Source organism: Pantoea sp. CTOTU46764 (assembly GCF_031974595.1).
Classification (GTDB): domain Bacteria; phylum Pseudomonadota; class Gammaproteobacteria; order Enterobacterales; family Enterobacteriaceae; genus Pantoea; species Pantoea trifolii.
Map to the genome: position 1 here is coordinate 22,992 of NZ_DALYOQ010000023.1, position 15,870 is coordinate 38,861.

15 protein-coding genes are annotated in these 15,870 nt (G+C 53.4%); 12 read left to right on the forward strand and 3 right to left on the reverse strand.

All coding sequences use genetic code 11. The features are described 5' to 3' along the window. Positions 1–12: 12 nt before the first annotated feature. Positions 13–702 carry an EAL domain-containing protein gene (locus tag RTM06_RS10320; RefSeq protein ID WP_312181927.1) on the reverse strand — a complete coding sequence of 230 codons (690 nt, stop codon included), beginning with the start codon at positions 700–702 and terminating at the stop codon, positions 13–15. Between the two features lie 715 nt (positions 703–1,417). Then, positions 1,418–3,397 carry a biosynthetic arginine decarboxylase gene (gene speA / locus RTM06_RS10325; protein WP_312181929.1) on the reverse strand — a complete coding sequence of 660 codons (1,980 nt, stop codon included), beginning with the start codon at positions 3,395–3,397 and terminating at the stop codon, positions 1,418–1,420. A gap of 783 nt (positions 3,398–4,180) precedes the next feature. On the opposite strand from speA, the gene metK reads away from it, so the two are divergent. From metK to ruvX, 8 genes are all read left to right on the forward strand, one after another. Next, positions 4,181–5,335: a methionine adenosyltransferase gene (gene metK, locus RTM06_RS10330; RefSeq protein ID WP_061720231.1), complete on the forward strand. Its 1,155-nt coding sequence runs from the start codon at positions 4,181–4,183 to the stop codon at positions 5,333–5,335. Between the two features lie 491 nt (positions 5,336–5,826). Beyond that, on the forward strand, positions 5,827–7,221 hold the full coding sequence (locus RTM06_RS10335) for a sugar porter family MFS transporter (RefSeq protein WP_265299211.1): 1,395 nt from the start codon (positions 5,827–5,829) through the stop codon (positions 7,219–7,221). A 118-nt stretch (positions 7,222–7,339) separates the two neighbouring features. After that, on the forward strand, positions 7,340–7,852 hold the full coding sequence (locus RTM06_RS10340; protein ID WP_154155290.1) for a SprT family zinc-dependent metalloprotease: 513 nt from the start codon (positions 7,340–7,342) through the stop codon (positions 7,850–7,852). A 113-nt stretch (positions 7,853–7,965) separates the two neighbouring features. Beyond that, the gene (endA, locus tag RTM06_RS10345; RefSeq protein ID WP_256697328.1) at positions 7,966–8,673 is read left to right on the forward strand and encodes a deoxyribonuclease I; all 708 of its coding nucleotides are present in this window, start codon (positions 7,966–7,968) and stop codon (positions 8,671–8,673) included. 73 nt (positions 8,674–8,746) lie between these two features. Further along, the gene (gene rsmE / locus RTM06_RS10350) at positions 8,747–9,478 is read left to right on the forward strand and encodes a 16S rRNA (uracil(1498)-N(3))-methyltransferase (RefSeq protein WP_256697330.1); all 732 of its coding nucleotides are present in this window, start codon (positions 8,747–8,749) and stop codon (positions 9,476–9,478) included. A gap of 77 nt (positions 9,479–9,555) precedes the next feature. Continuing rightward, positions 9,556–10,500, forward strand: a complete 945-nt coding sequence (gene gshB / locus RTM06_RS10355; protein ID WP_110868023.1) for a glutathione synthase — start codon at positions 9,556–9,558, stop codon at positions 10,498–10,500. A gap of 82 nt (positions 10,501–10,582) precedes the next feature. Then, positions 10,583–11,146: a YqgE/AlgH family protein gene (locus RTM06_RS10360; protein WP_256697332.1), complete on the forward strand. Its 564-nt coding sequence runs from the start codon at positions 10,583–10,585 to the stop codon at positions 11,144–11,146. Next, on the forward strand, positions 11,146–11,562 hold the full coding sequence (ruvX, locus tag RTM06_RS10365; protein WP_061720236.1) for a Holliday junction resolvase RuvX: 417 nt from the start codon (positions 11,146–11,148) through the stop codon (positions 11,560–11,562). Before RTM06_RS10360 ends, ruvX begins: the two co-directional genes overlap by 1 nt. 51 nt (positions 11,563–11,613) lie before the next feature. On the opposite strand, the gene RTM06_RS10370 is transcribed toward ruvX, so the two are convergent. Next, entirely contained in the window at positions 11,614–12,606 is a 993-nt protein-coding gene (locus tag RTM06_RS10370; RefSeq protein ID WP_312181938.1) for a type IV pilus twitching motility protein PilT, read from the reverse strand. Positions 12,607–12,622: 16 nt separating this feature from the next. Here RTM06_RS10370 and RTM06_RS10375 point away from each other — a divergent pair, with 16 nt between their 5' ends. The 4 genes from RTM06_RS10375 to hemW are packed head-to-tail and all read left to right on the forward strand — an operon-like array spanning position 12,623 to position 15,658. Then, the gene (locus RTM06_RS10375) at positions 12,623–13,330 is read left to right on the forward strand and encodes a YggS family pyridoxal phosphate-dependent enzyme (RefSeq protein ID WP_312181940.1); all 708 of its coding nucleotides are present in this window, start codon (positions 12,623–12,625) and stop codon (positions 13,328–13,330) included. 12 nt (positions 13,331–13,342) lie between these two features. Continuing rightward, the gene (locus RTM06_RS10380; RefSeq protein WP_008107240.1) at positions 13,343–13,897 is read left to right on the forward strand and encodes a YggT family protein; all 555 of its coding nucleotides are present in this window, start codon (positions 13,343–13,345) and stop codon (positions 13,895–13,897) included. Positions 13,898–13,917: 20 nt separating this feature from the next. After that, a complete protein-coding gene (locus RTM06_RS10385) occupies positions 13,918–14,511 on the forward strand; it encodes an XTP/dITP diphosphatase (protein WP_265299192.1) in 594 nt (197 codons plus the stop codon). After that, positions 14,504–15,658: a radical SAM family heme chaperone HemW gene (gene hemW, locus RTM06_RS10390; protein ID WP_312181944.1), complete on the forward strand. Its 1,155-nt coding sequence runs from the start codon at positions 14,504–14,506 to the stop codon at positions 15,656–15,658. The genes RTM06_RS10385 and hemW overlap by 8 nt, the downstream gene beginning before the upstream one ends. The last annotated feature ends 212 nt before the right edge of the window (positions 15,659–15,870 follow it).

Here is a 15,870-nt window from a genome sequence, read left to right on the forward strand (position 1 = left end):
ATAATTTCAGGATTAAGCTAATAAATCATCGAGATAGACGCTCTGCCACAGATAGCCTTGCATGCCATAAATCGGTTTATGCGCGAGCAGGTTGACCTGTTGTTGATTTTCAACACCCTCAACGATGACGCCGTTGCATAATTCGTTGAGATGGTTGAGCAGAATGTCAAAGGTGCGACCGTTGCCAAATTGCCAAAAAAACTCTTTGTCAATTTTGACGATTTCAAATATTCCGCTATCGAACATGGAAAGGTTGGAATAACCCGGACCAAAGTCGTCGAGCCATAAAGGGGCCGGCGTCACCTTCGCGACACCTTTTAAAATCAACAGATCGGCGCTATTAAATCGCGCGGTGAAGAATGCCGATATTTCCAGACGCAATAGCGTCAGTTGAGCCAGTTTTTCTTGTATTTCAGCATCTTTGAAAATGCTGGCTACGATATCTCTATCAACATTGACACTGACAATCTGGTCGAACCCTTTCTGGTATAGCTGAATAAGTTTTTCGATCTGGTGGAGGAATAACTGCCATTTAACGTCAGCAGAAAGCTGACTGAAGAACCCAACATCCCTTTCAGGGTTACGCTTATTATTGATATCTGCGTCGTCTGCAAGACGCGTTAACAATTCCCTGGCAATCACCTGGCCGGACAAATCGTAAACCGGCTCCAACAAGAACACTGTCTTCGGTTGATTGCTCATTTCATATCCTTACTGCAACTGCCTGATAGCCTTAAACTGTCAGGATTTCTCATGTAAGAAGTAAGGTAAACATTGATAAAACTTAATGTCTTAACTGAAGGTTAACTTACTACTTACACTTTGAGAAATAGATTTCAGTAAACACTTCAGGCAAATTCAATCGTTTAAATCAATCAATAACGTAAGTAAATTTCTCTAAAATTCACAAAAGCTCAGAAAATTCTTAATCTAATTTAACTTATCGTTTACTTTAATAGATCTATAAAAACCTTATAGCATTGAAAAATAATGATAAAAAAAAGATTCTGCACGATTTGATAGCTCTCCTTAACTCAAATTGCAAAATATTTTATCTGGCATCTATGCTTCCAAAAAGTGCCAATAACAACTAATTTCTATGGTGACTATTAAAACCTTAATGTTTAAATTTTTATTATGCATTGCAAAGAATACATAACAGAATAACTGCTTAATCCATGATGAATCAGTAAGTAAGGTAAGGATATTAAGAAAATAATTAGCGTTGCCGACTCGCTTTATTAGAGAAAAGAAGGAGATAGCATTTGGGGAGGTAAATGTGGGATTTACGTGGCGGGTTACAAATAAGCCAAAGGTGATCGTCTTCACAAATCAAATTAAATTATTGTTGCCAGGCGCGGATATAGCAGGAAAAGCGAAAACCGAGCCCTTGCGAGCTCGGTTTAAGAACAATTAATTACTCATCTTCTAAATAGGTATAACCGTACAAGCCACTCTCGAATTCAGACAAGAATTGCGCGCGCAGCTCTTCATCTATATCCGTTTGTTGCGTTACCTGATCGCGGAACAGCGTCATCAAATCGTTCGGATTAAGCTGCACGTACTCGAGCATATCCGCCACGGTATCGCCCTCATCCGACAGCTGCACTTCCACGCTGCCATCCGGGAACGCAAACACATCCACCGCTTCGGTATCACCGAACAGGTTATGCATGTTGCCGAGAATTTCCTGATACGCGCCCACCATAAAGAAGCCGAGCATCGGTGGATTGTCGATGTCGTATTCCGGCATCGGCATGGTGGTGGCAATGCCATCGCCATCGACGTAGTGATCGATGGTGCCATCGGAGTCACAGGTGATGTCGAGCAACACCGCGCGACGCTTCGGCATTTTATTCAGCCCTTCCAGCGGCAGCACCGGGAACAGCTGATCGATGCCCCACGCATCCGGCATTGACTGGAACAGCGAGAAGTTGACGTAAATCTTATCCGCCATGCGCTCCTGCAGCTCATCAATGATCGGGCGATGCGCGCGGTTGCTGGGATCGAGATGCTGCTGAATGTAGTGGCAGATGCTCAGATAAAGCTGCTCTGCCCAGGCGCGCTGACCGAGATCGTAGGTGCCAGAAGAATAACCGGTATGGATGTCGAACAGATCCATTTGGCTATCGTGCAGCCATTCGCGCAGCGAACGACGCACGTCAGGTTCGTGCATCTCTTGCCACGTATCCCACAAACTCTGAATCGGACGCGGTGAATCGGCATCCGGTGCCACCGGCGTGCTGAACTCATTACGCTCAACACCAATGATGTTGGACACCAGCACGGTGTGGTGCGCCGTCACCGCACGGCCTGATTCGGTGATCACGGTTGGATGCTCCAGACCGTTCTCTTCACAGGCATCGCCGATGGCCCAAATCACGTTGTTGGCGTATTCATTCAGACCGTAGTTGACCGAGCAATCTGACTGCGAGCGTGTTCCTTCATAGTCCACGCCCAAACCGCCGCCCACATCGAAACATTTGATGTTGACACCCAGCTTCGCCAGTTCAACGTAGAAACGCGCCGACTCACGCACGCCGGTCGCGATGTCGCGGATGTTGGACATCTGCGAACCGAGATGGAAGTGCAGCAGCTGCAGGCTATCGAGACGGCCCGCTTTGCGCATGATATCGACCAGCTGCAACACCTGCGATGCCGCCAGACCAAACTTCGATTTTTCACCGCCGCTCGACTGCCACTTGCCTGAACCCTGCGACGCCAGACGCGCGCGGATACCGAGGCGCGGAATCACATTCAGACGCTCGGCCTCTTCCAGCACCAGACGCACTTCGGTCATCTTCTCGATCACCAGATAAACTTTGTGGCCGAGCTTTTCACCGATCAGCGCCAGACGGATGTATTCGCGGTCTTTATAGCCGTTGCAGACAATCACCGAACGGGTTTTACCGGCGTGGGCCAGCACCGCCATCAGCTCGGCTTTCGAACCGGCTTCCAAGCCCAGCGGTTCGCCAGAGTTGACCAGCGACTCAATCACGCGCTTATGCTGATTCACCTTGATTGGGTAAACCAGGAAGTAGTCACCTTTATAACCGTAAGATTCACGCGCGCGTTTGAAGGCAGCGTTAATCGAACGCAGACGATGCTGGAGAATCTGCGGGAAGCAGAACAGCGCTGGCAGACGTTGGCCGTCGGCTTCGCGCTCTTTCACCAGTTTCGCTAAATCAACGCGCACTTCCGGCTGATCCGGATCGGGACACACGCTGATGTGCCCCAGCTCGTTGACGTCGTAATAATTGTTTCCCCACCAGGCAATATTGTAGGTACGCAGCATTCTGCTCGCTTCCTCATCGTTCATTGCCACCTCCTGCATGGAGCGGAGTACACCTTGTTCGCCAGCTGACGAACCTTTGATATTCTTCATGTCGTCAGACATCGCGAACCTCAATTTTCCGTTTAAATATTAATGCGTTACCGAGTTTTGTCATGGTGGCGCCGGGTAAAAATTGCCTCATCCTGCTTGCTGCCTCTGTAAGGTTGCAATGTACAAAGCTGACTTTAAGTGTAAAACACCGCACCGAAGTCGGGGCAAATAGCCTGAGACTTCCACGGTCTGTAGACAGCGAAATGCAGTAATAGATGCAGAAAAATGTTAACCGGCGCGCGTGTCGGGAGAATGAACACAACGTCGATAGGAGAAAAGAACGGGTTTGCAGTGTGAAAGGAGTGCCAGCGCGCCGCAACAGCGCAGTGAACCAAAGCGAGAGAAAGAGTGGTTCATTACTTTAATCACCTCCATCGCCTGCTTAAAGCATGCGAGAAACGGCTTGGGTGAAGGTCAGATTAAATGGCATCTGACGGCGCGACGCACGGCGGCGTCATCCTTTGCAGCTGTGGTCGACAGCAGCGGCGTTTTATACAGCCACGCGGGGTAAATTGCAAAATCTTTGTCAGTAACTGCGCGCGGTGTCAGGAAATGATTCCACTTATGATGTTGCGGAAAATGCGGGATCGGAAAAAGCACTGGAAAAGTGCTCACTGAGTAACCTAGAATAGCCGTCCAGATGGTTTTCCATCTAAACTAATTAACATCCAGGCGGTGTGAGCTAATGCTCTCGCTGCCTACTGCTTGCGGCTTTGCCTGAAGGGGCGTCGAGTCGGTCTGAACCCGCTTACGCTATGCAGTCGTATTCAAACCATTTTTAAGGTAAAGAACAGAATGGCTAAACACCTTTTTACATCTGAGTCCGTATCAGAAGGACATCCTGATAAAATCGCTGACCAAATTTCCGATGCCGTGCTGGATGCGATCCTTGAGCAGGATCCTAAAGCGCGCGTGGCCTGCGAAACTTACGTGAAGACCGGTATGGTGCTGGTGGGTGGTGAAATCACCACCAGCGCATGGGTGGATATCGAAGAGATCACCCGCAATACCGTACGTGAAATCGGCTATGTCCATTCCGATATGGGCTTTGATGCGAACTCTTGCGCAGTGCTGAGCGCGATTGGTAAGCAATCTCCAGACATCAATCAGGGCGTTGACCGTACCGATCCGCTGGAACAAGGCGCGGGCGATCAGGGCCTGATGTTCGGCTACGCCAGCAACGAAACCGATGTGCTGATGCCAGCGCCGGTCACCTACGCGCACCGTCTGGTGCAGCGTCAGGCTGAAGTGCGTAAAAGTGGTTCACTGCCGTGGCTGCGTCCGGATGCAAAAAGCCAGATCACCTTCCAGTACGATGACGGCAAAATTGTCGGTATCGATGCGGTTGTGCTGTCAACTCAGCATGCTGAAGATGTGACCACCGCCGATCTGCGTGAAGCGGTGATGGAAGAGATCATCAAGCCGGTTCTGCCGACTGAGTGGATCACCGCCAGCACCAAATACCACATCAACCCAACAGGCCGTTTTGTCATCGGTGGTCCAATGGGCGACTGCGGTTTGACCGGTCGTAAAATTATCGTTGATACCTACGGCGGTATGGCGCGTCACGGTGGCGGCGCGTTCTCAGGTAAGGATCCGTCAAAAGTTGACCGCTCTGCCGCTTACGCCGCACGTTATGTGGCGAAGAACATCGTCGCGGCTGGCCTGGCTGACCGCTGTGAAATCCAGGTTTCTTACGCCATCGGCGTGGCTGAGCCAACCTCCATCATGGTTGAAACCTTCGGTACTGAGAAAGTTTCTACCGAGCAGCTGACGCTGCTGGTACGCGAGTTCTTCGACCTGCGTCCATACGGCCTGATTCAGATGATGGATCTGCTGAAACCGATCTATAAAGAGACCGCTGCATACGGTCACTTTGGTCGTGAGCACTTCCCGTGGGAGCAGACTGATAAAGCTGCGCAGCTGCGCGAAGCGGCGGGTTTGAAGTAACAGACTCCTCTGCGGGCTGATGCCGTTCTCTGCGGCCTGATGCCCTCACCCCGGCCCTCTCCCACGGGAGAGGGAGACGCTGCACGATTTGACATCGAAGCTCGCTTTTGGCGGGCTTTTTTTATGGCTTTGCATCGGCAGGCACATTTTTCTCCACTGTCTACACTTCTTTCACCTCGCTTACAACTTGGTGATAACGATTACATTTTGAAATCCTTTAACAATCGGCAATTTAGAGATTTTTCAGCGTAGTTATTAACGTGAAAATGCGTTATTTTCAGCGTCCTCTGATTGCCGGTATTTAGTGCGATGTCAGAAACTTAAAGGGTGCTATACCTTACTGGTTACGTAACTATTTCGGGCGGAAAATGCTGGATTGCAGGGTTTCAGCGTGTGTAACCGATTACACTGATGTGATCTTACTCACTTTTTTCCGCCGACAGGTTTCATAACATTGATAACAACAACGATGGATAAACTTTGGAGGCTTCATGCCTGGTAATACTCATAAGAGCAGAACTTCAAATAAGGTCATGACCTTGTTTGTCTGCTTTTTAGCGGCGCTGGCCGGCTTGCTGTTTGGATTGGATATCGGTGTTATCGCCGGTGCGCTGCCTTTCATCGCGAAAGACTTTAACGTCACCGCACATCAGCAAGAGTGGATCGTCAGCTCAATGATGTTTGGTGCTGCTGTTGGTGCTGTGGGCAGCGGCTGGATGTCATCGCGTCTCGGTCGTAAAAAAAGCCTGATGGCCGGTGCGATTCTGTTCGTTATCGGTTCGCTGTGGTCTGCCGGCGCAACCAGCCCGGAAATGCTGATCGCCGCACGTGTGGTGCTTGGCCTGGCCGTTGGTGTCGCCTCTTACACCGCGCCGCTGTATCTCTCTGAAATCGCGCCAGAGAAGATTCGCGGCAGCATGATTTCGCTGTACCAGCTGATGATCACCATCGGTATTCTGGCGGCGTATCTCTCCGATACCGCGTTCAGTGATGCTGGCGCATGGCGCTGGATGCTGGGCATCATCACCATTCCAGCGGTGCTGCTGCTCATCGGGGTATTCTTCTTGCCGAACAGCCCACGCTGGCTGGCGGCTAAAGGTGATTTCCGCAGTGCTGAGCGCGTGTTATCGCGTCTGCGTGATACCAGCGAGCAAGCAAAACGCGAGCTGGATGAAATCCGTGAAAGTCTGAAAATCAAACAGTCAGGCTGGCAGCTGTTCCAGAGCAACAGCAACTTCCGCCGCGCGGTGTTCCTTGGCGTGCTGTTGCAGGTAATGCAGCAGTTCACCGGTATGAACGTCATCATGTATTACGCGCCGAAGATCTTCGAAATCGCTGGCTTCGCCAACACCACTCAGCAAATGTGGGGCACGGTGATTGTCGGCCTGGTGAACGTACTGGCCACCTTTATTGCTATCGGTCTGGTGGATCGCTGGGGCCGTAAACCAACGCTGGTGCTGGGCTTCATGGTGATGGCGATTGGTATGGGCATCCTTGGCACCATGCTGCACATTGGCATTCACTCGCCAGAAGCGCAGTACTTCGCGGTGGCGATGCTGCTGATGTTTATCGTTGGTTTTGCGATGTCTGCCGGTCCGCTGATTTGGGTCCTGTGTTCCGAGATTCAGCCGCTGAAAGGCCGCGACTTCGGTATCACGGTTTCCACCGCGACCAACTGGATTGCCAACATGATCGTCGGTGCCACCTTCCTGACCATGCTGAATACGCTGGGCAACGCGCCAACCTTCTGGGTTTACGCCGGTCTGAACGTGTTCTTCATTCTGCTGACGCTGGCGCTGATTCCAGAGACCAAAAACGTCTCGCTGGAGCACATCGAGCGCAACCTGATGCAGGGCAAAAAACTGCGCGATATCGGTCAAAAGTAATCCCGATAAGCGAATGCAAGGGCTGCCAACTGGCAGCCCTTTTTTACAGGTTCGCCATTTAGGGTGACCGCTGCACACTCAGTTGATTCAACCGCTGCAACCTTTTATGCTGCCCCACATGAAAACACCACGCCTTCCCATCGCCTTACAGCAAGCCGTCATGCGTTCACTGCGCCATTATTTGCAGCTGGCTAACGAAAAGCTGGAACGCCGATTTGATGAGCCCTCTTTGATCTATCAGCAGCGCGGCACCGCTGCGGGCACCGCATGGCTGGAGAAGTGGGAAATCCGCATCAATCCGGTGCTGCTGCTGGAGAATCAGCAGGCATTTGTTGATGAAGTAGTGCCGCACGAACTGGCGCATCTGCTGGTGTGGAAAACTTTTGGCCGCGTGCCACCGCACGGCAAAGAGTGGAAATGGATGATGGAGAGCGTGCTCGGTGTGCCTGCGCGTCGCACCCACAAGTTTGAAATCGACTCGGTGCGCAGCAACACCTTTCCCTATCGCTGCAGCTGCCAGCAGCATCAGCTTACGGTACGTCGCCATAACCGCGTGCTGCGCGGTGAAAGCGAATATCGCTGCGTACACTGCAAATCGCTGCTGCAACCCGGTGAGTTTTTATCGAAATAGTTTAGCAATAGAGTTTGTAATATAGTTCAGCAACATAGCCTAATCTCATATCCCGTACGTGATCATTCTGTTACCCTGCCGCCCTTTTTCAGGACCAGGTTAATTTTTGGAATATGTCTCGCAAAACGCTGCTGTTACTTACCTTATTAGTTGCCCCGCTTAGCGCTTATAGCCTCAGTTTTACTCACTATCATCAAAACAATTTTAGTCAGGCCAAAACTTATGCCGCGCAGATCAACGCTGATGCGCCCGCCGACTTTTACTGCGGCTGCAAAATCAGCTGGCACGGCAAAAAGGGCGTGCCCGATTTAAACAGCTGCGGTTACAGCGTGCGTAAGAATGCTAATCGCGCCGAACGTATTGAGTGGGAACATGTGATGCCCGCATGGGAGTTCGGCCATCAGCGTCAATGCTGGCAGAACGGCGGACGCAAAAGCTGCAGCAAGGATGCCGATTACCGTCGCATCGAAAGCGATCTGCACAACCTGCAGCCCGCGATTGGTGAGGTAAACGGCGACCGCAATAACTTCCAGTACAGCCAGTGGAACGGCGGCGAACAGCAGTACGGTCAATGCAGCATGAAGGTTGATTTTAAGCAGAAACTGGCGCAGCCGCCGGAGCGTGCGCGTGGCGCCATTGCCCGCACTTACTTCTATATGCGCGACCAATATCATCTGCGCCTGTCGCGCCAGCAAACCCAGCTGTTTACCGCGTGGGATAAGCAATATCCGGTGACGACGTGGGAGTGCGAGCGCGACAATCGCATCGCCAAAGTGCAGGGAAATCACAATTCCTACGTACAGCAGGCTTGCCAGCGCTAAAAGCGCTACCCTACACTAGCTTTTTTCGATTGCGCCGTGTCTGCTGACACGGCATAACGCTGGCAGGAACCGCATGCGTATACCTCGCATTTATCATCCCGAATCTCTCGAAGTTAACAGTGACGTCTTCCTCGATGAGGATGCCGCTAACCATGTTGGACGCGTGCTGCGCATGACGGCCGGTCAGCAAATTGAGCTGTTTGATGGCAGTAATCTGACTTTTAGCGCCGAAATCACCCAGGCTGATAAAAAGCGTGTAAAAGTAAGGGTCCTTGCCAGTCAGGCTGATGACCGTGAATCCCCGCTGCATTTACATCTCGGCCAGGTAATGTCGCGCGGTGAAAAAATGGAATTCACTATCCAGAAATCGATCGAACTTGGCGTGAATGTGATTACGCCCTTGTTTTCTGAACGCTGCGGCGTAAAGCTGGATGCCGAGCGACTGGCGAAAAAGATTCAGCAATGGCAGAAAATCGCGATTGCCGCCTGTGAACAGTGCGGCCGTAATCGTGTGCCGGAAATTCGCGAACCGATGACGTTACAAGCCTGGTGCGCGGAAGCCGAAGACGGTTTGAAGCTCAATTTGCATCCGCGCGCCAGCCACAGCATCAACACATTGCCGCAGCCGGTTGAGCGTCTGCGCTTGCTGATTGGCCCGGAAGGTGGCTTAACCGCCGATGAAATTGCCATGACTGCGCAGCAGGGTTTTACCGATATTCTGCTTGGACCCCGCGTGTTGCGCACCGAAACCACCGCACTCACCGCCATTACGGCACTTCAGGTGAGGTTTGGTGACCTCGGTTAAGCGATACTTTCGGGTTCGAACGTAACTTCACAGCACAACGCTTTCGGGGTAAATGCTTCCCCATTTAGGAGAGAATAATGATTAAGCTTGGCATCGTTATGGACCCGATTTCGTCCATCAATATTAAAAAAGACACCAGCTTCGCCATGTTGCTGGAAGCACAGCGCCGTGGTTACGAAATTCATTACATGGAGATGGGCGATCTCTCCCTGCGCGGTGGCGTGACTTACGCGCGCACGCGTCTGCTGAGCGTTGAGCAGAACTACGACAACTGGTACACGTTTGGCAGCGAGCAGAATATCCCGCTGGCCGATCTTAACGTGGTGCTGATGCGTAAAGATCCGCCGTTCGACACCGAATTTATCTATGCCACATACCTGCTGGAACGCGCAGAAGAGCAAGGTACGCTGATCGTGAACAAACCGCAGAGCCTGCGCGACTGCAACGAGAAGCTGTATACCGCATGGTTCGCCGACCTGACGCCAGATACGCTGGTCACGCGTAATAAAGAGCAGCTGCGCGCCTTCTGGCAGGAGCATGGCGACGTGATCCTTAAGCCGCTGGACGGCATGGGCGGCGCCTCGATCTTCCGCGTGAAACAGGACGATGCCAACTTCGGCGTGATCACCGAAACCCTGACTAATCACGGCCAGTACTTCTGCATGGCGCAGAACTATCTGCCGGCGATCAAAGACGGCGACAAACGCGTGTTGGTGGTGGATGGCGAACCTGTGCCTTACTGCCTGGCGCGCATTCCGCAAGGCGGCGAAACGCGCGGTAATCTGGCAGCCGGTGGCCGTGGTGAAGCGCGTCCGCTGAGCGACAGTGACTGGGAAATTGCGCGTCGCGTTGGCCCAACGCTGAAAGCCAAAGGGCTGATTTTTGTCGGCCTGGATATTATCGGTGATAAACTGACTGAAGTTAACGTGACCAGCCCAACCTGCGTACGTGAAATCGAGGCCGCGTTCCCGATATCGATCACTGGCATGCTGATGGATGCCATTGAGAAACGCCTGGGCTGATGCCGTCGGAGTCTCCACTCCGTGAACACCCAAAACCGGCGCTGCCGCGGCTGCGCCGGTTATTTTTGATATACGAGTGATAATGAATTTACAGCATCATTTTTTAATTGCGATGCCGTCGCTGCAGGACCCACTGTTCAAACGCTCGGTAGTTTATATCTGCGAGCACAATGAAGATGGCGCCATGGGTTTGATCGTCAATAAGCCGATGGATAACCTGACGGTCGAAGGCATTCTGAAAAAGCTAAAAATTAGCGCATCCGAACGCGATCCTGCCATCAAACTGGACAAGCCGGTGTTTGCCGGTGGTCCGCTGGCGGAAGATCGTGGTTTCATCCTGCACTCGGCGCAGCACATTTACTCCTCGAGCATTCGTATCTCAGACACCACGGTGATCACCACCTCGCGTGATGTGCTGGAAGCGATCGGCACCACTTCACAGCCCGATAACGTGCTGGTGGCGCTGGGATATTGCGCCTGGGAGAAAGGTCAGCTTGAAGATGAGCTGCTGGAGAATGCCTGGCTCACCTCACCGGCTAACACCAATATTCTGTTCCAGACGCCCATCGCTGAGCGCTGGCGTGAAGCGGCACGCGGTTTAGGTGTCGATATTCACAATATCGCCACCGATGCAGGACACGCCTGATGGCCAGTGAAACCTTACTGGGCTTCGATTTCGGCACCAAAAGCATCGGTGTTGCGGTGGGTCAGCAGCTAACGGGCACCGCCCGTGCGCTGACGGCGCTAAAAGCGCAGGATGGCACGCCGGACTGGAAGCTGATCGAAAAGCTGCTGAAAGAGTGGCAGCCCGATTATGTGGTAGTGGGTTTGCCGCTGAATATGGATGGCACCGAACAGGAACTGACCGCGCGCGCGCGTAAGTTCGCCAATCGCCTGCATGGCCGTTTTGGTGTACGCGTCGAGCTGCAGGACGAGCGTCTGAGCACCGTTGAAGCGCGTGCCGACCTGTTTGAACGCGGCGGTTTCCGTGCGTTGCAGAAAGGCCAGGTTGATTCACAATCCGCGGTGATTATTCTCGAAGATTGGTTTGATACGCATTAAAGCCCGCATTTTCGTAGGGTCGCCATTCATGGCGACCAATATAACAACATGTTAAATCATCCCCGCCAACTGCCGCGCCTGCTCGCTCTGCGCAAATGTCTGCATGCCCGCCTGCGCACCGGTTTGCAACACGCCAGGCAACTGATGCATCTTGCCTTCACGGATCAAATTCGCCACCGCCGGCGTCGCCACCAACACTTCAAACAAACCCACACGCCCGCCCGCTTTCGCCGGCACTAAACGTTGCGCCAGCACCGCTTTCAGGCTGCCCGCTAATTGGGTACGCACCAGGTTTTTCTCCTCGGCGGGAAACACATCCACCAGCCGATCAACTGCCTGGGTTGCACCGCGCGTATGGAGTGTAGCCAGCACCAGATGCCCGGTTTCTGCCGCAGTGAGCGCCAGGCGTATCGTTTCGCTATCACGCAATTCACCGAGCAGAATCACATCAGGATCTTCACGAAGCGCAGCTTTCAGCCCGTGTTGAAACGACGCGCAATGTGCGCCGACTTCGCGCTGCTGAATCAGCGATCGCTGGCTGCGATGCACAAACTCAATTGGATCTTCCAGCGTCAGGATGTGCCGCGCCTGCTGGCGGTTCAGGCAATCCACCATCGCCGCCAGCGTGGTGGATTTGCCGCTGCCGGTGGCGCCGGTAATTAAAATCAGCCCCTCTTCCAGCTGTAATAGCTGGCTCACTACGTCGGGTAAATGCAGGCTGCTGAGATCGGGCGCCTGGCTGGCAATCAACCGCAGCGCCAGCGATAAGCCGTGACGCTGCATAAACAGGTTGGCGCGTAGTCGAATGCCGCTGGAAAGGGTGATGGCAAAGTCAACGTGGCCGTTCTCCTCCAGCTCGGCCTGTTGCGACGCTGTGAGCCACTGCTGCATAAAGGCTTCCAGCCAGCCGCCATCCAGCGCGTTTTGCTGCGGAATCGGCTCCAGCACGCCTTGTCGCCGCCAGTGCGGCAAATGTCCGCTGCAAAGGTGCAGATCGGCGGCGTTATGCTTTACACTAAGGGCCACAATTTCATCCAACTCCATTTAACTTCTCCTGACTATGACTTCCATTGAGCACAACTTACAGCAAGTGCGTGAGCGTATCGCCGCTGCCGCCGCACGTTGCGGCCGCGCGCCAGAAGAAATTACGCTGCTTGCAGTGAGCAAAACCAAACCTGCGAGCGCGGTCGCAGAAGCCATTGCCGCTGGACAACAAGCGTTCGGTGAAAATTACGTGCAGGAAGGGGTTGAAAAAGTGGCTGAGCTGGCCGCACATCCTGATTTGCAATGGCACTTTATCGGCCCGCTGCAATCCAATAAAAGCCGTCTGGTAGCGGAAAACTTCGCCTGGTGCCACACTGTTGACCGCCAGCGCATCGCGCAGCGCCTGAACGATCAGCGCCCGGCGTCGTTGCCGCCGCTCAACGTGTTAATTCAGGTAAATATCAGTGACGAGAACAGCAAATCTGGCATCATGCTGGAGGCGTTGCCGGAGCTGGCGCAGCAGATCGCCGCACTGCCGAATTTGCGCTTGCGGGGGCTGATGGCGATTCCGGCGCCAGAGTCAGACTACGCGCGGCAACTGGCGGTGTGTCAGCAAATGGCCGCCGCGTTTCAAACCTTAAAACAGGACTATCCTGACGTCGATACGCTTTCTCTGGGAATGAGCGACGATATGGACGCGGCTATCGCCGCGGGCAGCACCATGGTGCGTATTGGCACCGCCGTTTTTGGCGCGCGGGATTATGCGCGACCTTCACAACAATAATTGAGGAACCTCATGTTAACACTGACGTTTTTAGTCAAAACGCTGATCGATTTGTACGTGATGGTGCTGCTGCTGCGCATCTGGATGCAGTGGTCGCGCTGTGACTTCTACAATCCGCTGGCGCAGTTTGTCGTGAAGATCACCCAACCGATTATCAAGCCGCTGCGCCGCGTGATTCCGGCAATTGGGCCGATTGATACCGCATCGCTGCTGCTGGCCTTTGTGCTGACCACGTTGAAATATCCGATCCTGCTGCTGATTCAGGTTGGCGTGTTCTCGGTTGATCCCACCAACTTGCTGGTTGGCCTGCTATCGCTGGTGAAATCCGCCGGTTATCTGGTGTTCTGGGTGATCATCATTCGTTCATTGATGAGCTGGATCAGCCAGGGTCGCGGCCCGGTGGACCAGGTTTTGATGCAGCTGACTGAACCGCTGATGTCACCGATTCGCCGTATTTTGCCGGCGATGGGCGGTATCGATTTCTCTGCCATGATTGTGATTCTGGTGCTGTACGCGCTGAATTTCCTCGGCATGGACCTGTTCCCAGGTCTTTGGTATTTGCTGTAATTCGTCTATCTGGAACTGTTATGCAAAAAGTTGTTCTCGCGACCGGTAATCCGGGCAAAGTTCGTGAACTGGCCGATCTGTTAGCGGCCTTCGGGCTTGATATCGTGGCGCAAACCGAACTCGGCGTTGAGTCGGCGGAAGAAACCGGCCTGACCTTTATCGAAAACGCCATTCTGAAAGCGCGCCATGCGGCGGAGATCACCGGCTTACCGGCGATTGCCGACGATTCCGGTCTGGCGGTCGATGCGCTGGGCGGCGCGCCGGGGATTTACTCCGCGCGCTATGCGGGCGTTGATGCCAGCGATCAGCAAAATCTGGATAAGCTGCTGCTAGCATTGGAAAAGGTGCCGGATGGCGAACGTCAGGCGCAATTCCACTGCGTGCTGGTTTACGTGCGTCACGCCGCCGATCCAACGCCGCTGGTGTTCCACGGTAGCTGGGCCGGGGAAATTACCCGCGCGGCAGCGGGCGCAGGCGGTTTCGGCTACGATCCCATCTTCTATGTCCCTGAATCAGGTAAAACGGCGGCAGAGCTGAGTAAAGACGAAAAGCGCGCCGTCTCTCACCGTGGTAAAGCATTGACGCTGCTGCTGGAAGCGATGCGCAATGCCTGATTTTTTACCTGAGTTGCCGCCTTTAAGCCTGTACATCCACATTCCGTGGTGTGTGCAGAAGTGTCCGTATTGTGATTTCAACTCTCACGCGTTAAAAGGCGAGGTGCCGCACATTGAGTATGTGCAGCACCTGCTTAACGATCTCGAACAGGATTTGCCGCTGACCGGCGGGCGTAAAGTGCGCACTATTTTCATCGGCGGCGGTACGCCAAGCTTGCTGAGCAGCGATGCAATGCAGATGCTGATGGACGGCGTGCGTGCGCGTTTGCCGCTGGCGGCAGAGGCGGAAATCACCATGGAAGCCAATCCAGGCACCGTGGAAGCCGATCGCTTTAGCGGATACCAGAAAGCCGGCATTAACCGTATTTCGATTGGCGTGCAGAGTTTCAGTCCGCAGAAGCTGGAGCGCCTTGGCCGTATTCACGGGCCGGAAGAAGCGGTGCGCGCGGCACAGCTGGCGGAAGGTTTAGGTCTGCGCAGCTTTAACCTCGACCTGATGCACGGCTTGCCGGATCAGTCGCTGGAAGAAGCGCTGGATGATTTACGCCAGGCGATTGCGCTCAATCCACCACATCTGTCGTGGTATCAGCTGACAATTGAGCCGAATACCTTATTCGGTTCGCGTCCGCCCAAACTGCCGGATGACGATGCGCTGTGGGATATCTTTGAGCAAGGCCATCAACTACTAAGCGCTGCGGGTTATCAGCAGTATGAAACCTCGGCGTATGCCAAACCGGGTTATCGCTGCGAGCACAATCTCAACTATTGGCGTTTCGGTGATTACCTCGGCATTGGCTGTGGCGCGCACGGTAAGCTGACGCAGGCCGATGGTCGAATTGTGCGTACGGTGAAAACCCGTCATCCGCGCGGCTTTATGAAAGGCACCTATCTCGATAAGCAGCACGACGTCGCCGAGAACGACAAACCGTTCGAATTCTTTATGAACCGTTTCCGTCTGCTGGAAGCGGCACCGCGCGCCGATTTCCGTCGCTATACCGGCATGGATGAGCAGGTGATTCGCCCGCAAATTGATGCGGCGATAACTGCGGGATACGTGGTGGAAACCACTGAGAACTGGCAGATTACCGAGAAAGGGAAACTGTTCCTGAACTCGCTGCTGGAGCTGTTCTTAAGCGAAGATGAGTGAGTAAAAAAGGCCGGGAAACCGGCCTTTTAGTTTTTTAACCTTTAACGCCCTGCATCAAGCCTTTACGCTGATCTTCCAGCACGGTAACGCGGTTACACACTTCGTGGCCGAAGTTCTGGAAATCCTGCTCCTGCTTATTCCACTCTGCCTGCACCGACTGCTGTAGGCCGCCAAGGTTGCCCATGATTGCCTGCAGTGGATTGCTGCCGTTT